This is a genomic window from Pseudomonas sp. S49 (assembly GCF_009866785.1).
Lineage (GTDB): Bacteria > Pseudomonadota > Gammaproteobacteria > Pseudomonadales > Pseudomonadaceae > Aquipseudomonas.
Genome location: NZ_CP019432.1, coordinates 2,081,145 through 2,103,974, shown reverse-complemented (window position 1 = coordinate 2,103,974; position 22,830 = coordinate 2,081,145). Strand labels below are relative to the sequence as shown.

Annotated in this window: 21 protein-coding genes, 1 tRNA gene and 2 pseudogenes; 15 read left to right on the top strand and 9 right to left on the bottom strand. The window is 58.3% G+C overall.

Annotated elements, in window-relative coordinates; genetic code table 11:
- Window positions 1-4 precede the first annotated feature (4 nt).
- The 3 genes from PspS49_RS09300 to pabB all read left to right on the top strand — a co-directional run bounded on the left by PspS49_RS09300 (window position 5) and on the right by pabB (window position 4,180).
- Complete coding sequence (locus PspS49_RS09300) at window positions 5-1,540, top strand: inactive transglutaminase family protein (protein ID WP_150751645.1); 1,536 nt, start codon at window positions 5-7, stop codon at window positions 1,538-1,540.
- A complete protein-coding gene (locus tag PspS49_RS09295; protein WP_122605876.1) occupies window positions 1,540-2,526 on the top strand; it encodes an alpha-L-glutamate ligase-like protein in 987 nt (328 codons plus the stop codon). Before PspS49_RS09300 ends, PspS49_RS09295 begins: the two co-directional genes overlap by 1 nt.
- 310 nt (window positions 2,527-2,836) lie before the next feature.
- Window positions 2,837-4,180 carry an aminodeoxychorismate synthase component I gene (gene pabB / locus PspS49_RS09290; RefSeq protein ID WP_160038919.1) on the top strand — a complete coding sequence of 448 codons (1,344 nt, stop codon included), beginning with the start codon at window positions 2,837-2,839 and terminating at the stop codon, window positions 4,178-4,180.
- 87 nt (window positions 4,181-4,267) lie between these two features.
- Here the strand turns inward: pabB and thrH are convergent, their stop codons facing one another.
- Window positions 4,268-4,885: a bifunctional phosphoserine phosphatase/homoserine phosphotransferase ThrH gene (thrH, locus tag PspS49_RS09285; protein ID WP_095047760.1), complete on the bottom strand. Its 618-nt coding sequence runs from the start codon at window positions 4,883-4,885 to the stop codon at window positions 4,268-4,270.
- A 165-nt stretch (window positions 4,886-5,050) separates the two neighbouring features.
- On the opposite strand from thrH, the gene PspS49_RS09280 reads away from it, so the two are divergent.
- The 3 genes from PspS49_RS09280 to PspS49_RS09270 all read left to right on the top strand — a co-directional run bounded on the left by PspS49_RS09280 (window position 5,051) and on the right by PspS49_RS09270 (window position 8,683).
- Window positions 5,051-5,785 (top strand): phosphoadenylyl-sulfate reductase, encoded by a 735-nt coding sequence (locus PspS49_RS09280; RefSeq protein ID WP_141129074.1) that lies wholly within the window; start codon window positions 5,051-5,053, stop codon window positions 5,783-5,785.
- 576 nt (window positions 5,786-6,361) lie between these two features.
- Entirely contained in the window at window positions 6,362-7,900 is a 1,539-nt protein-coding gene (locus PspS49_RS09275) for an NCS1 family nucleobase:cation symporter-1 (protein ID WP_160038917.1), read from the top strand.
- 54 nt (window positions 7,901-7,954) lie between these two features.
- On the top strand, window positions 7,955-8,683 hold the full coding sequence (locus PspS49_RS09270; RefSeq protein WP_102900795.1) for an aspartate/glutamate racemase family protein: 729 nt from the start codon (window positions 7,955-7,957) through the stop codon (window positions 8,681-8,683).
- Between the two features lie 120 nt (window positions 8,684-8,803).
- Here the strand turns inward: PspS49_RS09270 and PspS49_RS09265 are convergent, their stop codons facing one another.
- Window positions 8,804-9,730 carry a LysR family transcriptional regulator gene (locus tag PspS49_RS09265; RefSeq protein ID WP_160038915.1) on the bottom strand — a complete coding sequence of 309 codons (927 nt, stop codon included), beginning with the start codon at window positions 9,728-9,730 and terminating at the stop codon, window positions 8,804-8,806.
- A gap of 126 nt (window positions 9,731-9,856) precedes the next feature.
- Between PspS49_RS09265 and PspS49_RS09260 the strand changes: the two genes are divergently transcribed.
- Complete coding sequence (locus tag PspS49_RS09260; RefSeq protein ID WP_160038913.1) at window positions 9,857-10,603, top strand: 3-oxoacyl-ACP reductase family protein; 747 nt, start codon at window positions 9,857-9,859, stop codon at window positions 10,601-10,603.
- Window positions 10,604-10,676: 73 nt separating this feature from the next.
- Here PspS49_RS09260 and PspS49_RS09255 read toward each other — a convergent pair whose 3' ends face one another.
- Window positions 10,677-11,372: an HAD-IA family hydrolase gene (locus tag PspS49_RS09255; RefSeq protein WP_026000652.1), complete on the bottom strand. Its 696-nt coding sequence runs from the start codon at window positions 11,370-11,372 to the stop codon at window positions 10,677-10,679.
- A gap of 244 nt (window positions 11,373-11,616) precedes the next feature.
- Between PspS49_RS09255 and PspS49_RS30030 the strand changes: the two are divergent.
- The 4 genes and pseudogenes from PspS49_RS30030 to PspS49_RS09245 all read left to right on the top strand — a co-directional run.
- Window positions 11,617-14,268, top strand: a pseudogene (locus tag PspS49_RS30030) (DUF6531 domain-containing protein); the annotation flags it as partial.
- A gap of 53 nt (window positions 14,269-14,321) precedes the next feature.
- A pseudogene (locus PspS49_RS29800) lies at window positions 14,322-14,369 on the top strand (hypothetical protein); the annotation flags it as partial.
- A 10-nt stretch (window positions 14,370-14,379) separates the two neighbouring features.
- A complete protein-coding gene (locus tag PspS49_RS29795; protein ID WP_342799419.1) occupies window positions 14,380-16,392 on the top strand; it encodes an RHS repeat-associated core domain-containing protein in 2,013 nt (670 codons plus the stop codon).
- Window positions 16,389-16,817: a hypothetical protein gene (locus PspS49_RS09245; RefSeq protein WP_160038909.1), complete on the top strand. Its 429-nt coding sequence runs from the start codon at window positions 16,389-16,391 to the stop codon at window positions 16,815-16,817. The genes PspS49_RS29795 and PspS49_RS09245 overlap by 4 nt, the downstream gene beginning before the upstream one ends.
- 75 nt (window positions 16,818-16,892) lie before the next feature.
- On the opposite strand, the gene PspS49_RS29660 is transcribed toward PspS49_RS09245, so the two are convergent.
- The 4 genes from PspS49_RS29660 to PspS49_RS09230 form a co-directional block, all read right to left on the bottom strand.
- On the bottom strand, window positions 16,893-17,060 hold the full coding sequence (locus PspS49_RS29660; RefSeq protein ID WP_007914082.1) for a hypothetical protein: 168 nt from the start codon (window positions 17,058-17,060) through the stop codon (window positions 16,893-16,895).
- A gap of 122 nt (window positions 17,061-17,182) precedes the next feature.
- Window positions 17,183-17,602 (bottom strand): YMGG-like glycine zipper-containing protein, encoded by a 420-nt coding sequence (locus PspS49_RS09240; protein ID WP_007914081.1) that lies wholly within the window; start codon window positions 17,600-17,602, stop codon window positions 17,183-17,185.
- 137 nt (window positions 17,603-17,739) lie between these two features.
- Window positions 17,740-18,111, bottom strand: coding sequence for a hypothetical protein (locus tag PspS49_RS09235; protein WP_038366883.1), 372 nt, complete (start codon window positions 18,109-18,111; stop codon window positions 17,740-17,742).
- A 323-nt stretch (window positions 18,112-18,434) separates the two neighbouring features.
- Window positions 18,435-18,623 carry a hypothetical protein gene (locus PspS49_RS09230; RefSeq protein ID WP_095050941.1) on the bottom strand — a complete coding sequence of 63 codons (189 nt, stop codon included), beginning with the start codon at window positions 18,621-18,623 and terminating at the stop codon, window positions 18,435-18,437.
- A 240-nt stretch (window positions 18,624-18,863) separates the two neighbouring features.
- On the opposite strand from PspS49_RS09230, the gene PspS49_RS09225 reads away from it, so the two are divergent.
- Window positions 18,864-19,148: a hypothetical protein gene (locus PspS49_RS09225; RefSeq protein WP_127926469.1), complete on the top strand. Its 285-nt coding sequence runs from the start codon at window positions 18,864-18,866 to the stop codon at window positions 19,146-19,148.
- A 60-nt stretch (window positions 19,149-19,208) separates the two neighbouring features.
- On the opposite strand, the gene PspS49_RS09220 is transcribed toward PspS49_RS09225, so the two are convergent.
- Together PspS49_RS09220 and PspS49_RS09215 are read right to left on the bottom strand one after the other, a co-directional pair.
- Window positions 19,209-19,529 (bottom strand): YbjQ family protein, encoded by a 321-nt coding sequence (locus PspS49_RS09220; protein WP_016985528.1) that lies wholly within the window; start codon window positions 19,527-19,529, stop codon window positions 19,209-19,211.
- A gap of 143 nt (window positions 19,530-19,672) precedes the next feature.
- Window positions 19,673-19,762 (bottom strand) — tRNA-Ser (locus PspS49_RS09215).
- 295 nt (window positions 19,763-20,057) lie between these two features.
- Here PspS49_RS09215 and PspS49_RS09210 point away from each other — a divergent pair.
- From PspS49_RS09210 to PspS49_RS09200, 3 genes are all read left to right on the top strand, one after another.
- The gene (locus PspS49_RS09210; RefSeq protein ID WP_160038907.1) at window positions 20,058-20,747 is read left to right on the top strand and encodes a crotonase/enoyl-CoA hydratase family protein; all 690 of its coding nucleotides are present in this window, start codon (window positions 20,058-20,060) and stop codon (window positions 20,745-20,747) included.
- A gap of 216 nt (window positions 20,748-20,963) precedes the next feature.
- Window positions 20,964-21,686 carry a 1-acylglycerol-3-phosphate O-acyltransferase gene (locus PspS49_RS09205; protein ID WP_160038905.1) on the top strand — a complete coding sequence of 241 codons (723 nt, stop codon included), beginning with the start codon at window positions 20,964-20,966 and terminating at the stop codon, window positions 21,684-21,686.
- Window positions 21,687-21,820: 134 nt separating this feature from the next.
- Window positions 21,821-22,792: a magnesium and cobalt transport protein CorA gene (locus PspS49_RS09200; RefSeq protein ID WP_127926466.1), complete on the top strand. Its 972-nt coding sequence runs from the start codon at window positions 21,821-21,823 to the stop codon at window positions 22,790-22,792.
- The last annotated feature ends 38 nt before the right edge of the window (window positions 22,793-22,830 follow it).

Below are 22,830 nucleotides of genomic sequence, written 5' to 3'. Positions count from 1 at the left end.
TTCCATGCGTTCTCTAACCTTCCACCTGAAAATCCTGATCACCATTCTGGTGCTCCTGGGCGTTTCGGTTACGGCCTATCAGATTTTCGTGCTCGGCATCCCGGTGACCGAAGACGCCACCGACGACTTGTGGAACATCGACGCCAAGGTCGAGTTCGTCGCCAGCACCAAGGATCCGGTGAAGATCCAGATGTTCGTGCCACCGTTGAGCCGCGATTACGTCAGCCTCAACGAGAGCTTTATCTCCAATAACTACGGCGTTGCGGTGAACCGCGTCGATGGCAACCGCAAGGTCACCTGGTCGGCACGCCGCGCCAAGGGCAACCAGACCCTTTATTACCGTCTGGTACTGACCAAGCGTTACACCGCCGAAAAATCCAAGGTCAAAGGCCCGACCTTCCGCGACAGCATGGCCATCGAAGGCCCGGAGAAAATCGCCGCCGAAGCCCTGCTTGCGCCGATCCGCCAGCACTCGGCTGACGTCGAAACCTTTATTGGCGAGGCGATCAAACGCGTCAACAACGTCAACGATGACAACGTGAAACTGCTGCTGGCCGGTGATCCATCGACTGCGCACAAAGCCAAAATCGTCGAGCTGCTGCTGTCCATCGCCCACGTGCCGGTGGAAAAGGTCCACACCATCCGCCTCGTCGCCGACCAGCCACAAATGCCTGAGCTGTGGCTGCGCAGCTTCAACGGCAACGACTGGCTGTACTTCAACCCGGAAACCGGCGAGCAAGGCCTGCCGACCGACCGCCTGCTGTGGTGGACTGGCGATGAAAACCTGATCACCGTCGACGGCGGCAAAAAAGCCAACGTGACCTTCAGCCTGAACAACAGCGAGATGAACGCGATTCGTCTGGCCAAGCTGACCGACGAAAACACCGACGCCAACTTCCTCGAATACTCGCTGTACGGCTTGCCGCTACAGACCCAGCAGACCTTCATGATCATGGTGATGATCCCGATCGGCGTGCTGGTGATCCTGATCCTGCGCAACCTGATCGGCCTGCAGACCCTCGGCACGTTCACCCCGGTACTGATCGCCCTCGCCTTCCGCGAAACGCAGCTGGGCTTCGGCATTCTGCTGTTTACCGTGATCACCGCGCTGGGCCTGTCATTACGGTCGTATCTGGAACACCTGAAGCTGCAAATGCTGCCGCGACTCTCGGTGGTGTTGACCTTTGTCGTGGTGCTGATCGCGGCGATCAGTCTGTTCAGCCATAAACTGGGTCTGGAGCGTGGCTTGTCTGTAGCGCTGTTCCCGATGGTGATTCTGACCATGACCATCGAACGCCTGTCGATCACCTGGGAAGAGCGCGGTGCCAGCCATGCGATGAAAGTCGCGATTGGTACGCTGTTCGCCGCGTCTCTGGCGCACCTGATCATGACCGTGCCTGAACTGGTGTACTTCGTGTTCACCTTCCCGGCGATCCTGCTGATTCTGGTCGGCTTCATGCTGGCGATGGGTCGCTATCGCGGCTACCGCCTGACCGAACTGGTGCGTTTCAAGGCTTTCCTGAAGAAGGCTGACGCCTGATGTTCGGTTTCTGGAAGACCTGGAAGGCGCTGGAGGCGCGGGGCATCATGGGCATCAATCGGCGTAACGCCGACTACGTGCTCAAGTACAACAAGCGCAGCCTGTACCCGATCGTCGATGACAAGATCATCACCAAGGAACGCGCCATCAAGGCCGGCATTCACGTGCCGGAGCTGTATGGCGTGATCTCCACCGAAAAGGAAATCGACAAGCTCGGCGAGATCATCGGCGGGCGCAGCGACTTCGTGATCAAACCGGCCCAGGGCGCCGGCGGCGACGGCATCATCGTGATTGCCGACCGTTTCGAGGGTCGCTATCGCACGGTGTCGGGCAAGATCCTTGCCCACGAAGAGCTTGAGCATCACATCTCGAGCATCCTCACCGGTTTGTATTCGCTGGGCGGTCACCGCGATCGGGCGCTGATCGAATACCGGGTGACCCCGGACCAGATCTTCAAGAGCATCAGCTACGAAGGCGTACCGGATATCCGCATCATTGTGCTGATGGGTTATCCGGTGATGGCGATGCTACGCCTGCCGACCCGGCAGTCCGGCGGCAAGGCCAACCTGCACCAAGGCGCCATCGGTGTCGGTGTCGACCTCGCCACTGGTCTGACGTTGCGTGGCACCTGGCTGAACAACATCATCACCAAACACCCCGACACCACCAACGCGGTGGACGGCGTGCAACTGCCCTACTGGGACGGTTTCATGAAGCTCGCGGCAGGCTGTTATGAGCTGTGCGGGCTGGGCTATATCGGTGTGGACATGGTGCTCGATCAAGAGAAAGGCCCGCTGATTCTCGAGCTCAATGCGCGGCCGGGGCTGAATATCCAGATCGCCAATGATTGTGGGCTGACGTTGCGTACGCACGCGGTGGAAGCGCGACTGGAAGAGCTGAAGGCGCGTGGGGTGACGGAATCGGTTGAAGAGCGGGTGGCGTTTACTCAGGAAATGTTTGGGCATATTCCTGCGGTCGAAGGCTAAGAGCTGAAAAACTAAAAGCCCCTCACCCTAGCCCTCTCCCAGAGGGAGAGGGGACTGACCGAAGTGGATGTGGGAAGTACGCCGACCTGAACGTCCTGAGTCGAACTCAGGTCTTGAAAGCATGAAGATCGGCGCCCTTCCCCCAAGATATCGAGCCGAACCCAAGTTTTGAAAAGCCCCCGATCTGCCCCCTTTCCCCCTCGCCCCCTTGGGGGAGAGGGTTGGGGTGAGGGGGAGGCTTTTGACTTTGATCTGGCATCGGAGAGGACTACAATCCCCTCCCCGCCTCAACGGCCGATCTGCCCCGCCCATGTTGACCTGTTCCGTACACCCGCTGCCCTACCGCGCCAATCCCGCCGACTACTTCGCGGCCATCCGCAACGCGCCCGGCGCCGTACTGCTCGACAGCGGCCGGCCAAGTGCCGACCGTGGTCGTTATGACCTGCTCAGCGCCTGGCCGCTGGAACAACTGGCGGTGTTGCCCGACGAAAGCGGCAATCATTTCCTGCAACGTCTGCGTGACAATCTGAATCGCCTCGGTGAGGCTGATTTGCCAGCAAGTTTCGAGCTTCCATTCGCTGGCGGTTTGATCGGTTACCTGAGCTACGATTTCGGTCGGCATCTGGAAAACCTGCCGAGCCAGGCGTTGGATGATCTGCAATTGCCGGACGCGCGTTTTGGCCTGTACGCCTGGGCATTGATCAGCGATCACCAGATGGCCACCAGCCAATTGGTCTTCCACCCGTCCGTGATCGACGGCGAAAAACAACGCCTGATTGCGTTATTCACTCAGCCACATGCTGATGCGCTGACCCCGTTCAAATTGAACGCCCCGATGACCGCCGACCTCTCGGCCGACGATTACCGCCAAGCCTTCGAACGCATTCAGCACTACATCCAGGCCGGCGACTGCTATCAGGTCAACTTCGCTCAGCGCTTCCGTGCGGCGTGTCAGGGCGATCCGTGGCTGGCTTATTGCGCATTGCGCGAAGCCTGCCCGACACCGTTCTCCGGTTTCCAGAGCCTGCCCGAGGGCGGCGCGGTGTTGAGCCTGTCGCCGGAGCGCTTCGTCAAAGTCAGCGAACGCCAGGTGGAAACCCGCCCGATCAAAGGTACTCGCCCCCGTGGCCTGACACCCGCCGAAGATGCGGCCAACGCCGCCGAACTGCTGGCCAGCCCCAAGGATCGCGCAGAAAACCTGATGATCGTCGACCTGCTGCGCAACGATCTCGGCCGCACCTGCCGCATCGGTTCGGTACGAGTGCCGGAGCTGTTCAGTCTGGAAAGCTATCCGAACGTGCATCACCTGGTCAGCAGCGTCACCGGTGAACTGGCGGATGATCGCGACGCACTGGATTTGATTGCCGGCAGTTTCCCCGGCGGCTCGATCACCGGCGCGCCGAAGATTCGCGCGATGCAGATCATTGATGAGCTGGAACCGACCCGACGCGGTTTGTATTGTGGCTCGTTGCTGTATCTGGACGTACGCGGCGAGATGGACAGCTCCATCGCGATTCGCAGTCTGCTGGTCAAGGATGCGCAGGTATGTTGCTGGGGCGGTGGCGGGATTGTCGCCGACTCGGACTGGCAGGCTGAGTATCAGGAGTCGATCACCAAAGTCAGAATCCTCCTCGAAACCCTGCAGAACCTTTAAAAGCTATCGCGAGCAGGCTCACTCCTACATTTGGAATGCGATCCCCTGTAGGAGTGAGCCTGCTCGCGATGGCGTCTTTTCAGACGACTACAAACTCAACTCTCTGTTCGAAGCCTTCAGGAATTCCTGCTTCAACTCGGCAAACGTATGCACCGCCGGAAACTGCGGAAACTCGCGAATCACATTCTCCGGCGCATGAAACAGAATCCCGGCGTCCGCCTCGCCCAGCATCGTCGTATCGTTATACGAATCCCCCGCCGCAATCACACGGTAATACAGGCTCTTGAACGCCAGCACCGACTGGCGCTTGGGATCTTTCTGACGCAACTGATAGCTGGTCACCCGCCCGGTTTCGTCAGTGATCAGACGATGGCAAAGCAAGGTCGGGAAGCCCAGTTGGCGCATCAGCGGCTGGGAAAATTCATAGAACGTATCCGACAGAATCACCACCTGAAAGCGCTCACGCAGCCAGTTGACGAACTCCACTGCGCCGTCCAGCGGCTTCAGGGTGGCGATCACTTCCTGAATGTCCGACAGCTTCAAGCCGTGCTCGTCGAGGATGCGCAGACGCTGCTTCATCAGCACGTCGTAATCGGGAATGTCCCGGGTGGTGGCCTTGAGGGATTCGATTCCGGTTTTTTCGGCGAAGGCGATCCAGATTTCCGGCACCAACACCCCTTCAAGATCCAGGCAAGCAATTTCCACAAGACACTCCCGTTTGTATTGATTATTTGAGTCGAGCGAGGCCGAACTCTAGCGGCTCACATGCAGACGCGCAACGCACAGCACGCCCCCGAGCCGTGCAGCTTTTTGTTACCATCAGCGCCATATAGAGCGCCCAGCGCCACCGACCTGTAGGAAGCCGCCCTGATGAGTGCAACGTTCGACGTCGTGGAACTCGCCACGACCTATGCCAATAAATCCGCCCAGGACATTCTGAAACTCGCGTTTGCCGAGTTCGGCGATGACCTGTGGATCTCTTTCAGCGGCGCCGAGGATGTGGTGCTGGTGGACATGGCCTGGAAGCTCAACAAGAACGTCAAGGTGTTCAGCCTCGACACCGGCCGCCTGCACCCAGAGACCTACCGCTTCATCGATCAGGTGCGCGAGCACTACAAGATCGACATCGAACTGGTGTCGCCGGACTACACGAAACTCGAACCGTTCGTGAAGGAAAAAGGCCTGTTCAGTTTCTACAAGGACGGCCACGGCGAATGCTGCGGCATCCGCAAGATCGAACCGCTGCGGCGCAAACTCTCCGGCGTCAAAGCCTGGGCCACCGGCCAGCGCCGCGATCAGAGCCCGGGCACGCGTAGCGCTGTGGCGGTGATGGAAATCGACACCGCGTTCTCCACGCCGGAGCGCACGTTGTACAAGTTCAACCCGTTGGCGCAGATGACCAGCGAAGAGATCTGGGGCTACATCCGCATGCTTGAGCTGCCGTACAACAGCCTGCATGAACGCGGCTTTATCAGCATCGGCTGCGAACCGTGCACCCGCCCGGTGCTGCCGAACCAGCATGAGCGCGAGGGCCGCTGGTGGTGGGAAGAGGCGACGCAGAAAGAGTGCGGGTTGCATGCCGGCAATATCATTAGCAAGGCGTAACTCCCTGCCGCGCTGATTTCCCCCTGTAGGAGTGAGCCTGCTCGCGATAGCGGTGTCTCAGTCGATGAATTTTTTGGCTGATACACCGCTATCGCGAGCAGGCTCACTCCTACAAAGGTCACTAGCGATTCAATAAATGTGTACACAGTAATGTCACCATCGGTGCCATTTATGTGTGCACTTTTTACTTTCAGCGCCCTGAAAAGTTACATCGCTGCCAAAAACCCCTCGCCTCCGCCCGCCATCAAAATCCCCCACCAAAAATAAATACCTGTTCGAACGGTCAATTTTTAACCAATTATTTTCAACCACTTAGCGTTCATCGATAACTTTTCGAAATGAACACGGCTACACATAGATCGCCAAGTGGCACAAATCTGGCTTTAGTGCATACATGTTTTGTATACAAAACTGCAAAACATACACACTTTCGATCCGCAAGCCTGAAGCGCCCTATCCCGTACAGGCTGCAGATGCCCCGTAACCAGTGATGCTTTCACTGCCGCGACGAAGATTTGTCGAGCCCTGTGGCTTATGCACAGTCATCGCGGCCCTGAACATCAGGAGCCTGCCGGAATGCGTACAAGTCTCTCCAATAACATCACGCTGAATCTGCCCGCCTCTGCCCTCGACCAACCGTCACCCGATGACGGTCTGACCGAGCCGTTACAACTCAGTCCGCGCCTGCACAACAGCGACCTCGCGCCGACCAAGGCCGAAGGTCGACGCTGGGGCAAATACAGCATCTTCGCCCTGTGGACGAACGACGTGCACAACATCGCCAACTACTCCTTCGCCATCGGCCTCTACGCCCTAGGCCTGGGTGGCTGGCAGATTCTGTTGTCATTGGGGATCGGCGCGGCGCTGGTGTACTTCTTCATGAACCTGTCCGGCTACATGGGACAGAAAACCGGCGTGCCGTTTCCGGTCATCAGCCGGATCAGTTTCGGCATCCATGGCGCGCAAATTCCTGCACTGATCCGGGCGGTTATCGCCATTGCCTGGTTCGGGATTCAGACGTACCTGGCCTCAGTGGTGTTCCGCGTACTGCTCACAGCGGTGCATCCCGGTTTCGCCGAATACGACCACAACGCGATTCTGGGTCTGTCGACTTTGGGTTGGGTGTGTTTCGTGGCGATCTGGTTCGTGCAACTGGCGATCCTTGCCTACGGCATGGAAATGGTGCGCCGCTACGAAGCGTTTGCCGGACCGGTGATTCTGCTGACCGTGGCCGCCCTCGCCGCGTGGATGTACTTCCAGGCCGACGCGACCATCGCCTGGTCGACCCGCGAACCGCTCACGGGTGGCGAGATGTGGCGCAACATCTTTGCCGGCGGCGCTTTGTGGCTGGCGATCTACGGCACGTTGATCCTCAATTTCTGCGACTTCGCCCGCTCTTCGCCATGCCGCAAGACCATCAAGGTAGGAAACTTCTGGGGTTTGCCGGTGAATATTCTGGTGTTCGCCGCGATCACGGTCCTGCTCTGCGGTGCGCAATTTCAGATCAATGGCCGGATCATCGAAGGCCCGACCGAGATCATCGCCTCGATTCCCAACACCTTCTTCCTGGTGCTCGGTTGCCTGGCATTCCTGATTGTCACCGTGGCGGTGAACATCATGGCCAACTTCGTCGCCCCGGCCTTCGTGCTGAGCAACCTGGCGCCGAAGTACCTGACGTTCCGCCGCGCCGGGCTGATCAGCGCGACCATCGCCGTGTTGATCCTGCCGTGGAATCTCTACAACAGCCCGCTGGTGATCGTGTACTTCCTGTCCGGTCTCGGCGCCCTGCTCGGCCCGTTGTACGGCGTGATCATGGTCGACTACTGGCTGATCCGCAAAGGTCGGATCAACGTACCGCAGCTCTACAGCGAAGACCCGAACGGCGCTTATTACTACAGCCACGGCGTCAATTTCCGCGCGGTGGCGGCGTTTATTCCTGCGGCATTGATCGCCATTGTCCTGGCGCTGGTTCCGGGCTTCCACAGTGTCTCGCCGTTTTCTTGGCTGATCGGCGCCGGGATCGCCGGAATGCTCTATCTGATCATCGCCAAACGCCAACCGCACTACGCCGACATCAGCGGCGAATCGATCGCTGTCGACAACGTCTGCCATTAACTCCCTCGCGGCCCGGTTTCGGGCCGCAGAACTGCCCGCTATAAGGATTTCCCCATGCGTATTCTCGTGGTCAACGTCAACACCACCGAATCCATCACTGAGGCCATCGCCCGTTCGGCACAGGCCGTTGCTTCGCCCGGAACTGAAATTGTCGGTTTGACGCCGTACTTCGGCGCCGATTCGATTGAAGGCAACTTCGAAAGCTATCTGGCGGCCATCGCGGTGATGGATCGGGTGATGTCCTACGATCAGCCGTTCGATGCGGTGATTCAGGCCGGTTATGGCGAACATGGCCGTGAAGGTTTGCAGGAATTGCTCAATGTGCCCGTAGTGGACATCACCGATGCGGCGGCGAGTACGGCAATGTTTCTGGGGCACGCGTATTCGGTGGTAACCACACTGGATCGCACCGTGCCGCTGATCGAGGATCGGCTGAAATTGTCCGGTCTGTGGGATCGTTGTGCATCGGTGCGGGCCAGTGGCCTGGCCGTTCTAGAGCTGGAGCACGAGCCGCAGCGCGCGCTGGAAGCGATCGTGCATCAGGCGGAGTTGGCGGTGACGCAGGACAAAGCCGAGGTGATCTGCCTGGGTTGCGGCGGCATGGCCGGGCTGGATGAGCAGATTCGTCGACGTACTGGCGTGCCGGTGGTGGACGGGGTGACGGCGGCGGTGACGATTGCGGAATCGCTGGTTCGACTGAAGTTATCAACCTCGAAAGTGCGAACTTACGCGACGCCACGGCCGAAGAACATTATTGGCTGGCCGGGGCGGTTTGCCCGCTGAATTCTTCATCGTAGACCGAGTCGCTCCATTCGCGAGCAGGCTCGCTCCCACAGGGGAAACGCATTCCAAATGTGGGAGCGAGCCTGCTCGCGAAGGCGACAACTCGATCTGTTACCTTGCTCAGATAGCACTGAACCGCTGCGCCAACCCCCGCTCCGCAAACTGCTCAATCAGAAAATCGACAAACGCCCGCGTCTTCCCCGGCAACAATTTATGCTCGGCGTAGTAAATCGAGATGTTGCCGTCATCGACAAACCAGTCCGGCAACACCCGCTGCAACGTCCCCGCCTGCAGATAGCCCACCGCAAACGGCATGCTCACCAGCGCGATTCCCAAGCCTTGTGCTGCAGTCCTGCAAGCGGCCTCGGAATCACTCATGGTCATTCGCGCCTTGAGCATCAACGGCCGACAATTCTGTGGATTACGTCCGGTCAATTGCCAGGAACGCACGCGTCCGGTTTGCGGCGAGCGGATCAGAATACCGTCGTGGTGGCTGAGGTCGTCTGGTTCGATGATCTCGGGATTGGCCTGTAAATAGTCGGTGGACGCGACCAATATCCGATGCGCCGGGCTCAACTTGCGTGCGATCACGCCTTGCGGCAGTTCGAAACCACCACCGATGGCCGCATCAAAGCCCTGGGCGATCAGATCGACCTGTCGATTATCGAAGTGCCAGTCCGGATTGATCGCCGGATATCGTTGTAGAAACTCACCGAGCATCGGCACGATATGCAGACAGCCAAATGCTGCGCCCATGCTGACTTTCAGCGTTCCCGCCGGTAGCCCTTCGACACTGGACAGATTGGCCACGGCATTTTGAATGGTCGTCAAACTGCCACTCACCTGATCGAGGAACAGTTGCCCGGCCTCGGTCAGCGTCAGGCTGCGTGTACTACGCTGGAACAGCCGCACGCCGAGCCGCACTTCGAGCTTGGCCACACTTTTGCCGACGGCTGCCGGGGTCAGACTCAAGCGTCGTGCGGCCTCGGCAAAGCTGCCGACTTCGGCACTACGCACAAAACATTCGATGCTGCTGAAGGTTTCCATGTTCGCCACTATAAACTTCTGGTTTACACAGACTATAGCAATCATGGTCTACACAGTTGTCGATACCACGCCGATACTCGGCACCAACACCAAGGCATTTCGCCTTGAATAGTCTGGAGATCGAACATGACCACTCAACACCTCAGCGGCAAAGTCGCTCTGATTCAAGGCGGTTCCCGTGGTATCGGTGCTGCCATCGTCAACCGCCTGGCCGCTGAAGGCGCCGCTGTAGCCTTCACTTACGTCAGCTCCAGCGCAAAAGCCGAAGAGCTGCAGAACAGCATCACCGCCAACGGTGGCAAAGCCTTGGCGATCAAGGCCGACAGCGCCGATGCCGCTGCCATCCGCCACGCCGTCAGCGCCACCGTCGAAGCTTTTGGCCGCCTCGACATTCTGGTCAACAACGCTGGCGTGCTGGCCGTCGCACCACTGGAAGACTTCAAACTTGAAGACTTCGACCAGACCGTAGCGATCAACATTCGCAGCGTCTTCATCGCCTCGCAGGAAGCCGCCAAACACATGGGCGAAGGCGCGCGCATCATCAACATCGGCAGTACCAACGCCGACCGCATGCCCTTCGCCGGTGGCGGTGTGTATGCAATGAGCAAATCGGCACTGGTCGGCCTGACCAAAGGCCTGGCCCGCGACCTCGGCCCACGCGGTATCACCGTCAACAACGTGCAGCCCGGCCCGGTCGACACCGACATGAACCCGGCGCACGGTGACTTCGCCGAAAGCCTGATTCCGCTGATGGCGGTGGGTCGTTACGGTAAAGCCGAAGAAATCGCCAGCTTCGTCGCTTATCTGGCAGGTCCGGAAGCCGGCTACATCACCGGTGCAAGCCTGACCATCGACGGTGGTTTCGGCGCCTGATATCTCCGCGTCGCCCGAACGAAAAACGCCGCCCATCTTGTTACAGAGGGGCGGCGTTTTTTGTGTCAGATGTTTACGCCCATTCCAGCGCCGGCAAACCACAGGCACTGGGCGTGAACGCTTTCAGAGTACGAAGAATCCCGTCAGCGTGTGCGTATTTTTCATCGGCCATGGCGGCATCGGGGATGGCGATCGCTGTCATGCCTGCGGCTTTCGCAGCGGTCACGCCAAACGGCGAATCCTCGAACACCAGGCAATCCTCAGGTGCCACGCCCAGACGGCGAGCGGCGGTGAGGAAAATATCCGGTGCCGGTTTGGCCGCGCCGACTTCCGGATCGTCTGCAGTGACGATGAAGTCGAACAACGCAAACCAGTCGCGGTGCAGCGTGGTTTTCTGCCCGAACGATTGACGCGACGAGCTGGTACCCACGGCAATCGGGATGTTGTGCGCCTTGAGATGGCGAATCAGCTCCTCGGCACCCGGCATCGCTTGCGCGGTCGGGAAACGCTCACGCATCAGCGGTTCACGGATGACCAGAAACTCTTCGGCGGTGATCGGCAGATCCAGCGCCTGCACCACGTAATTGGCCAGATCGTTGGCCCCGCGACCAATGATGTTCTGCTTGACGCTCCAGTCGAAGGTGCGCCCGTAACGCTGGGCAATCAGCGAGGTAACCTCGGTATAAATGCCCTCGGTGTCCAGCAGCAAACCGTCCATATCGAAAATCACGGCCTTGATCGGGCCGAACGCCTTCAGCGGTGCATTCATCATCGGATCCGTTAACAAAGACATCCCAGGCGGCAGGTGATGCCGCTGCTCGGATCTGATTAAAGGGTTCAGCAGCATAACGAGCGCGGCAGACATTGAGCAACGGGCAATGTTTGTTGGGCGATGAACTACTCGCAGACATTTAGCGAAACATCCTACAGATAACACCTACTCGCCCGACTTCTTTCCTGATTGATCCCCCGCAAAGTCCCCGCACCTTTTTGATGTGCGCGAGAGACTGCGAATGCTTCCAACCGATCGGCTGCTGGCCCTGAACAACAGCATCGGCCTGCTCGTTGTTGCTGCTTTGAATCCCGATGAGCCGGACTTCGAACATCTGATCCGCGAATTCCGCCTGTGCCTGAACCACTACGACGCCTGGGCAGAGCAGTTCTGGACAGGCGCCGCGCTGGATATCGAGCAGGTGTTCACTGTCGGCAACGACGTGCGTCTCAGCGCGCCGATCAAGTCGCAACAACCGCTCAGCTCATCGGTGGTCATGTGCTCGGCCAGCGGGGCGTTGACGCTGGTGCACATGTTCGAGGCCGCGCGGTTCGTGCCGATTGGCAACACCCCGGTGACGCTCGAACCGGTGCTTGCCGATGTCGGCGGCGTGCTGACTTTCGGCGAAGCGCTGCATTACACCATCGGCCCCAGCGGCATTCTGCAAGTGACCGACTGCGATCGGGGCCAGCGTTATCGCATCACCTTCTTTCCCGATGTGTCCACCGACCATGTGCGTGCTCTGTATGCCTCTTATGAAGGTGTCATTGCAGGCCTGGAAGGCTGGCTGCGCGATGAGTGGACAGGGTTTCAACCCCAGTGGACGGAGTTTTCCAGCGCCGGATTTCTTCAGCGTTACGGTCAGCTGCAACAGGCCGACTGGCGTGGATTCGAGAAAGCACTGAATGGTGTTTGGGATGACATCAAACAGGTATTCGCCCTGCTCGCCGATCTGCAGGCCAACAGTGAAAAATTGCTGGAATACCTCAGCGAGGCCGAGCTTGAGGCGTTATTGAATGCCTCCAGCGACGCCATTGCCAACGGCTTGTTGATCCTCAGTGACGAACCTCTTCTGTTTATTCATCTGGCCGCGTTTACCAGTTGGCTGAAGATGCTACCGCCGCAGTATCTGGCTGAAGTGGTGGCCGAGGTGCGGGTCGAACTGCTGATCAGCTTTCTGTTGATGGGGTTGTCGGGTGGCGTCGGCGTGCCGGTGCGCCTGAGCAGCAAAGTGCTGGCGAAGGTCAAGTCACCACGCGCTCGGGAGTGGTTGGCGGCTTCGGCTTTGCGCTTGGCCGAACTGATGTCCTCGGCGGATCTGACGCGGCACGCCAGCGTTTTGAAACCGCTGATGCTCAATGTGCGCGACGTTGAGTTGAAACCGACACCGGCGATACCGCTGAACATTCGTCAGGCCGACTCGCTGGTGTTGACGGTGCCGAATCCGGCGCCTGTTGTGCGGGACAAGTCTGGCGCTTCGAGCCGGTTGGAACGGCATGAGCCTCACGACGATTCGCCGGATCAGGCGAAAAACCCCAACGGCGACAGCGCCGATTGCGTGCCGCGCACCTGCACCAACGGTTGTCCGGTGTCGATGGTCACTGGCGAAGAACTGCTGACCCTGACTGATGGGGTGCTTGATGGCGTGTTGCCGTTCGAGTTCACGCGGTTGTATCGCTCTAGCGCCGCCGAGATCGATGTCGGGCTGGGGTTTGGCTGGAGTCACTCGCTGGCGCATCGGCTCGCGTTTGAGGGTGACTTTGTTGTCTGGGTCGACCATGAAAACCGTCGAACACGGTTTCCGCTTCCTGGCGTTTCGCGCCCGGCGATTCACAACAGCCTGTCGCGGGCGGCGATTTTCCTGGGCGATGAACCGGAAGAGCTGATCCTCGCACTGGCCGGGGACGCGGCGCGGTTTTATCACTTTCGTGCAGGACGGCTGACAGCGATCAGCGATGCCTATGGCAATCGTCTGACAGTGCAGCGCGATCGATCTGACCGGGTGCAGCGCCTGGACAACGGCGCCGGGCGCTCGCTGCTGTTGCGGTATGACCGCGCGCAGTTGCTCGGTGTTGATTACCAAGTGTTTCGCGACGGTGCCTGGAGCACCGAACAGGCGCTGGTCAGCTACCGCTACGACGCTTATCAACACCTGATCGAGGCCAGCAACGCCGTCGGTGACAGCGAGCGTTACGACTACGACGACGCTCACGTAATCCTGCAGCGGCAACTGGCCGGCGGCGCGAGTTTTTTCTGGGAGTGGGAGCGGTCGGGGAAAGCCGCGCGTTGCGTGCGTCACTGGGCGTCGTTTTCGCAGATGGACACCCGTTACGTCTGGAATGACGACGGCAGCGTGGCGGTGCATTACGTCGATGGCACTGAAGAAACGTACGTCCACGACGAGCGGGCGCGGCTGGTGCGCAAGGTCGAGGCCGACGGTGGCGAGCAGCTCAAGGCTTATGACGATGCCGGGCGCTTGATCGCCGAGCAGGATGCGTTAGGCGCGGTCACCGAATACCGCTACGACGAGGTCGGACGGCTGATTGCGCTGATTCCGCCGGATGACGCGCCCACGTCCTACGAGTATCGCAACGGTTTCCTGTTTCGCCGTTCGCGCGGTGACGCGGTGTGGATCTACCGGCGCAATGCCGAGGGCGATGTCACCGAGGCGGTCGACCCCGACGGTCAGGTCACCCATTACTACTACGACACCCGGGGTCAGTTGCTGTCGATCCGCTACCCGGACAGCAGCCGGCATCGGCTGGTCTGGAATGCCCTCGGCCAGTTGACCGAAGAAACCCTGCCCGACGGTGGCGTGCGGCGTTTTTCCTACGACGCACTGGGTCGGCGGACCACAACCGCCGACGAACACGGTGCAGTCACTCGTCAGCATTGGGACGCCGTTGGCCGACTGATTCAGACGACTTTTCCTGACGGTGCGACCCGCGCCTACAGCTACGGCGCCTACGGTCAGGTCACCGCCGAGCGCGATGAACTCGGGCGCATCACCCGCTACGAATACGACGATGACCTGCACCTTGTCTCGCGGCGGATCAACCCCGATGGCACACGGGTGCAGTACCGCTACGACCATGCGCAACTGCTGCTCACCGAGATTGAAAACGAATCGGGGGAAAAGTACCGACTCGACTACACGCCGACTGGGCTGATTCGTCAGGAAAGCGGTTTTGACGGCCGGCGCACGGCGTACGCCTATGACCTCAACGGCCATCTGCTGGAGAAGACCGAGTTCGGTGATGACGGCTCGACGCTGATTACTGGATATGCAAGAGATGCTGCCGGGCGCCTGTTAATCAAGACCCTGCCCGACGGGATCAAGGTCAGTTACCAATACGACCGACTCGGTCGTTTGATTGGCGTCGACGACGGCCAGCAACACCCGCTGGCCTTCGAGTACGACCGCCAGGACCGCTTGATCACCGAGCATCAGGGCTGGGGCACTCTGCGCTACCGCTACGACGCCTGCGGCCAGCTCAAGCGCATGCGTCTGCCGGACAACAGCGTGCTCGACTACCGCCACGCCAAGGGCGGCGCGCTGACCGACATCGACCTCAACGGCACGCCGCTGACCCGTCACGTCTATAAGTCCGGTCGCGAACAACAACGTCAGCAGGGCCTGCTGCTCAGCGAATACTCCTACGACGATCAGGGACGATTACTCGCCCACGCCGTAGGCCATCAGCGCGATGCGTTGTACCGCCGCGATTATGCCTACAACGCCAACGGCAATCTCGCGCACATTGCTGACAGCCGCCACGGCCAGCGCACCTACGGCTACGACGCCCTCGACCGGCTGACCCGCGTACGCCACTCACGCGACGAACTGCCGGAAAGCTTCGCCCACGACCCGGCCGGCAACCTGCTGATGCAGGACCGCCCCGGCCCGAGTCAGATCAAAGGCAACCGCCTGCTGATGCAGGGCGACCGCCACTACGATTACGACGCCTTCGGCAACCTGATCCGCGAACGCCGCGGCCGCGCGCAGACACTCGTCACCGAATACCGCTACGACTGCCAGCACCGCCTGATCGGCCTGACCCGTCCGGACGGCCAGACCGCGTCCTACCAATACGACGCCTTCGGCCGGCGCATCCGCAAAACCGTCGGCGACGCCACCACCGAATTCTTTTGGCAAGGCGACCACCTCGTCGCCGAAAGCAGCGAACACGAATACCGCAGCTACGTCTACGAACCCGGCACCTTCCGCCCGCTGGCATTGCTCGACGGCAAAGGCCCGAAAAAAGCCTGCCCGTTCTACTACCAACTCGACCACCTCGGCACCCCGCAGGAACTCACCGACTACAGCGGCGACATCGTCTGGTCCGCGCAATACGACGCCTACGGCAAAGTCGCCGCCCTGACCTTGGCCGGCGAGGACTACCTGAACCAGCCGCTGCGCTTTCAGGGGCAGTACTTCGACGGCGAAAGCGGCCTGCATTACAACCGGCACCGGTATTACGACCCGAGGCTGGGGCGGTATCTGACGCCGGATCCGATCAAGTTGGCCGGTGGGTTGAATCAGTACCAGTACGTGCCGAATCCGACGGGATGGGTGGATCCGTTGGGGTTGAACTCCAACTGCCCACCGCCGAATAAACCTGGGTGTGAGGTGCCGGGTGGGATTGATGGCGCTAAGGTAGATGAGGGAGAGCCGAAACTACCGAACATTGCTCACAATATAGATCCAAAAACTTTGAAGCGAATACATACAATAGAGGGAAAGACCTCAACCAAGAAAGTCGAGGATTATAAAAATAAAATGCGCGGCGGGTACGACCCAACAGATCCCATCGAGGTCATAGAACATGACGGCAACCTATATATTTTGGACGGACACCATCGCGCAGCAGCCGCACGACAAACCTCAACAAATGTGACAATCAAACTCATAACCGACCTTATAAAATACGACAGAACTCTAAACAGTATTGAAGATGTAATAGAGTCAGCAAACAACGTAGGTTTAGACAGATTGGAGCATCGGAGAAGAAGATGAGCGATCAAAATGAAACTTTGGACATCCTGATAAATGACTTCATCTCCATGGTGGAGTCCAGCACCCTGATATTTGAGCGAAAATTTGGCACTCGAGACATTAGAAGGCTTTGGCGCACCAAGGCAATAAAGCGATGCGGGAGAGTCACTCGAGGCGTTAAATATGAATTGCATGGTATTGGCTGCCGCATCAATTTATCGACAGGAAGCGTAGATTTTGACTATGGCCCTAACGGTGAAATCAATGGGTTTGATACTTGGCGCCTATACAACTTTGCCCGTGAAAGACCCTCTAAACATAGAAAATATTGCGATGAAGAAACCATTAAAAAAGAACTCAAAGAATATATAGAGCTAAAAAAAATCAAAAAAATGTCAGGCATAAGCAACCTGTATGTATTGGCTGACTCAAAAGAAACCGATTAGACACGACCACCAAAAGGGCCTGTTCACTCAGGCCCTTAAAACCAATTCCAGACTTTCAACCCACCCTATTCCCCCTCACTGCTCATCCTCATCCTCTTCATACTCCATATCCGCCTCATCCGAATCATTCAACGGCACCGTCGCATCATCCATCAACGACCCCGGATCCTCATTCCCCGGGTCATTGATAAACGGCAGTCCACTCGAACCTTTCTCTTCCTTGCCTTCAGTTTCGGGAGTCATGGCAAACCTCGTCATCTGGTGGAGTGTATGACTTTCGAATAGCCCTACAGCCAATCGTTCCAGAGTCCGACGAGCAAATGCAAAAAACCCGGCAAAATGCCGGGTTTCCGTTTAACCCACCATCAATGATGGCGGTTTTTATGTTTGTTCTTGTGTTTGTGACCACCACCCGAATGAGAGCCACCATCGTCACCGAGGTTATTACCGACCGCACCACCCGCCGCGCCGCCCAACCCTGCGCCAATGGTCGAACCCGTAGAGCCGCCGAGGCTGTTGCCGACGACCGAGCCACCCGCCGCGCCGAGACCACCGCCAATGGCCGCTTCGGTTCGATTGCGTTTATTCGCCCCGACGGCACTGCCGGCCGCGCCGCCAACACCCGCACCTACCGCCGCGCCAGTACTGCCACCGAGTTGTCCACCGACCACATTGCCGAGCGCGCCGCCCAAGCCGCCACCCACAGCGGCGGTGCCATCACCGGCGGCCATAGCCCCCTGAGCGACCAGCAACCCGAAAAACAGTGCAGATAATGACAATCGCATATGAACCTCACAGTTCCCGAAGCGGGACAGTCCGCCCAGACATGGGCCTATGTGAGATTGGAGACGCAAACGGGAAAAACGTTCAGCCATGAAAAAGCCCGGCATCAAGCCGGGCTTTCTCTGACAAACGATCAATCTCAGTGACGCTTATGCCCTTTGGACAGGTTGCTGCCCACCGCGCCGCCAGCCGCACCGCCCAGGCCTGCACCAATCGTGGCGCCAGTCTTGCCGCCCAGGCTGTTGCCGATCACCGAACCGCCAGCTGCACCAACACCACCGCCAATCGCCGCTTTCGTCCGGCTGCCCTTACGCGCCGCCATTGCGCTACCTGCCGCGCCAGCAACGCCTGCGCCAATTGCCGCGCCAGTGCTACCGCCCATTTTCTGGCCGACCACATTACCCAGCGCGCCACCCAGACCACCGCCCAGCGCAGCGGTGCCATCGCCGGCAGCCATTGCACCTTGAGCAACCAGAAGCCCCAGAACCAGAGCAGGCAGTGTTAAACGCATGACGAAAACCTCAAAAATTGGGATGACAAAAAGGGCCGGGATTTAATGCCGTCGCCGCGAAAAAGTCCAGCCGATATCAGTGGCTTCGCGCACTTGGCGCCGATTGGACAGCGATTCCGGAAAAGGTTTTATGACAGGCAAAAAAAAGCCCGCTGGGGAGACGGGCTGGAGACTTGCTTTCTAACGGATGGCTTCACCCTACCGGGGTAGACGTGAAAAGTTTGTGAAAGCCCACTGCATTCGCCACCAAACTGCGTAGGACATGTCCTCACTCAATCAGCCATAAAAAACCCCGTTCAATGACGGGGTTATGCAGTGACAGATTATTTTCTGGATCGCGCGCTGACTTTGGGCAGAAATTTTGCCTTCGGCCCTTTCGGTGCTGTGGATTTGATCTTGCCGGTCTGCACCCGGTCCTCGCCAAAGCCTGACTGGTACTCGGTCTGACCGCACCGTACACAGTTATTGAAGGAAAATTCAGCGCCATCGTCTTCGATATACGGATCAGTCATACCATCGCCCCTTCGCCACCGGTCGACACCGGCAAAAACCCATTCGCCTGAAAAAATATCGACCTCCAACGCTTTTGAGACTAGCTGGTCATTCCTGGACTTGTTATTCAGATCTCCTGATGCCCGACGAATGGCCTACAAAAACTCAACGCGAAGAATTGCCATTGGTCCTACACCGCTAAAGAATTCCGGAGGTAGGCCGTTGCCCTTTTTCATACAAATGAATCTCAAGGAGAGAACATGCAAATCAACGGATTCCCGAATCTACCTGTCGTAAAGCTCACGGACGAACAAATCGCAGCCGGCAAAGCCGGGGCGGAAAAACTCAAGGACAAGATCGCTTCCGGTGAAATCACCATCAAATATCCGGGCCCCGATACGCCGGTTCTGCAGCCTGGCGTCATTTACCATCCGAGCCAGCCAGTGCAACCGAACCAACCTTCCGACACACCTCCGCTTGTCGCCATCGACACGCCGCTCACCTATGACGCGAGAGGCGCTGTGATCCTCAAGCCACAAGGCTGATTACACAGAAAGATTGAGCCCGTTCAATCTCTGAACGGGCTCACACACCGTCAAGCAAACTCAGCGCAACTTGACCGCCGTTCCCGTCGCAAACACCACAACCATCCCGCCCTTGCCGCCGGGCATGCTGATCTCGAAATCCACCCCGACCACCGCATCAGCCTGCAGAGCACGCGCACGCTCCCGTATTTCTTCGGTCGCCTGAATACGCGCCTCCTTCAAAGCCCGCTCCAGGGTCTGCGAACGCCCGCCGAAAAAGTCGCGCATACCGGCAAACATGTCACGGATCACATTCACGCCCTGCACCGACTCGGCACTGACGATGTCCAGATAGGCCGTGATCTGCCGGCCTTCAATGGCGTGAGTGGTGGAAATGATCATGGAATGGCGTTCCTTTACTGATAGATAAGTCGGCGATTGTAATCGCTCAACGCTGAACTCAACTCGCCGCCAATAAAATCCGGACGCCAGAATGCACAAAACCCCTGACTTCTCTCGAAGTCAGGGGTTTTGTGTACTTAATGTGGCGGTGAAGGAGAGATTCGAACTCTCGATACAGTTTCCTGTATACACACTTTCCAGGCGTGCTCCTTAAGCCACTCGGACACTTCACCGTATCTCTTCAAACATGTTCTGTCTGTCGAGGCGCGCTAATGTAGTCGAAAGCTTTTGCGATGGCAAACTTTTTTTCAGAATTTTCATGCGGTTAAGAGAAAAAGCCGTTTCGCCGACCGTCAGGCCATGGCAAACCGGCCAATCTTCGGTGGAGGTGACCCTTCTATATAGAAGCAGAATGCCTCGCCGCGCTGGCTACGCCGGGAAACGGTGACTGGCGGGTCAGTCACGGCGCTTTACCTGGCCTGCGACGGTGGGTAACGTCTGCCCATCTTTCTTACAAGGAATAGCGTCATGAGTGAGTTGATTTCCTACAACCTCGAAGACGGTATCGCGACCCTGACCTTGAGCAATGGCAAGGTCAATGCCATTTCTCCGGACGTGATTGCGGCATTCAACGCGGCGCTGGATCAGGCAGTGACTGATCGTGCCATCGTGATCATTACCGGTCAGCCAGGGATTCTGTCCGGCGGCTACGATCTGAAAGTGATGACCGCCGGCCCTAAAGAAGCCGTGGCGCTTGTGACTGCCGGTTCGACGTTGGCGCGTCGCCTGCTCTCTCACCCGTTCCCGGTCATCGTCGCTTGCCCGGGTCATGCTGTGGCAAAAGGCGCTTTCATTCTGTTATCTGCCGACTACCGTATCGGCGTCGACGGTCCGTTCAGCATCGGCCTGAACGAAGTGCAGATCGGCATGACCATGCACCACGCTGGTATCGAGCTGGCGCGTGATCGTCTGCGTCGTTCGGCGTTCCACCGCTCAGTGATCAACGGCGAGATGTTCGATCCGCAAAGCGCCGTGGATGCCGGTTTCCTCGACAAAGTGGTTTCCGCCGAGGAGTTGCAAGGTGCCGCCCTCGCCGCTGCGCGTCAGCTGAAGAAGATCAACATGCTCGCGCACAAAAACACCAAGTTGAAAGTACGCAAGACGCTGCTGGAAACCCTGGATAACGCGATCATCCAGGATCAGGAACATCTCGGTTAACCCCAGACACATGCAATAAAGAAAAGCCCGACCATCGTGTCGGGCTTTTTCTTGCACGCTCGGTTGAAGACGCCGTGGCTGCTCTAGGACGGGTCTGACAAGCAAGTCTGAAACATGCGCTTAAACATCGGCTATCTCCGCACTCTATAGCGGCAATTGCCGAAAACAGTGCACATCCGTACACTGCGCCACCTTTTGTCCCGGTGGGGCCTGAAAATGCTGTTCGTGCTTCGTATGTTATTGATGGGCCTGCACTTTATTCTGGCGGGTGTGCTCGGGGTGATCCTCGGGATCTGCCGTCCGTTCAATCCGGACAACAGCCGTCTGTGCGCCCGCCTCTACGCATTGCCAGCCATGTGCATTTTGCGCCTGCGGGTGAAAACAGACGTCAGTGGCTTGATGAACAAGCCTGACAGCTGCGTGATCATCGCCAACCATCAGTCCAACTACGATCTGTTCGTGTTCGGCAACGTCGTGCCCCGTCGTACTGTGTGTATCGGCAAGAAGAGCCTGAAGTGGGTGCCGCTGTTCGGGCAACTGTTCTGGCTGGCTGGCAATGTACTGATCGATCGCGGGAATGCGCACAAAGCGCGCCAGTCGATGTTGACCACCACCAATACCTTGCAGAACGAAGACACCTCGATCTGGGTGTTTCCGGAAGGCACGCGCAACCTCGGCGAAGAATTGCTGCCGTTCAAGAAAGGCGCGTTCCAGATGGCAATTGCCGCTGGTGTACCGATCGTTCCGGTTTGCGTGAGCAGTTACATCAAGCACATGCGTCTGAATCGCTGGCGCAGCGGGAAAATCCTCATACGCTCGTTGCCGGCAATTCCCACAGCCGGACTGACCATGGACGACATGCCCATGCTCATCAATCAGTGCCGCGAACAGATGCGCGAGTGCATCGATTCGATGGATCGACAGCTACAAGCCGCGTGAAAAGCAAACCCGCCCTGTGCGGGTTTTCTTTTGCCCGGTGAACTGTACAGATTTCACTGACTCTCAAGCAGCGACACGGCTAAGCTGAAGCCTTGCATTCCCTGCCACCTGCCAAGAAGAAGTGAATCACCACCATGGGTCGAGTTGTTGCTGCTGCGGTGTACAGCGCAGGCAAGAAAGTCACCAATATTAGCCTCGACGAAGGCGCCGCCTGGGCCGCGAAAACCGGACATTTTGTCTGGATCGGTCTGGAAGAGCCGGACGCTCAAGAACTGTCCAATCTGCAACGTCAGTTCAACCTGCACGAACTGGCCATCGAAGATGCTCTGGAAAAACACAGTCGACCGAAGCTGGAAACCTTTGGCGACGCTTTGTTTATCGTCACCTACTCGCCTATACGCGAAAACGGCGTTCTGCAATTTATCGAGACGCACATCTTTGCCGGCAAGGGCTACATCATCACCGCGCGTAACGGCCACTCGGCGTCCTACGCCCATGTCCGCCAACGTTGTGAGGCGCGTCCACTGTTGCTGGAGCATGGGGAAGATTTCGTACTCTATGCGCTGCTCGATTTCGTCATCGAGAACTATCAGCCAGTCGGTGAAGCGATCCATGCCGAAATCGATGAACTGGAGCGCAACGTGCTGTGTAGCGCACTGAATGAGCGTGACATTCAGAGGCTGCATGGCTTGCGCCGTGACGTTGTACGCCTGCGCCGGTACGCGGCGCCGATGGTGGAGATTGGCGAGGAACTGCAGAAGCTGAGCTTCCCGTTCATCGACAAGAACATGCGCCCGTACTTCCGCGATGTGCAGATCCACGTCACGCGGCAGATGGAAGACCTGAGCACGCTCGCCGACATTGCCAGCCAGACCATTGAGATTGGGGTATTGCTCGAGGCCTCACGGCAAAGCGTGGTGCAGCGCAAGTTTGCTGCCTGGGCGGCGATTCTGGCGTTTCCGACGGCGGTGGCGGGGATTTACGGGATGAACTTCCAGAACATGCCGGAGTTGAGTTGGCACTACGGCTATTTCGGCGTGCTGGGGTTTATTGCGGTGGGGTGTGTGAGTTTGTGGGCGAGTTTCAAGAAATCCGGGTGGTTGTAGAGCAGACCGAGTTGTCTGGAACATTCGCGAGCAGGCTC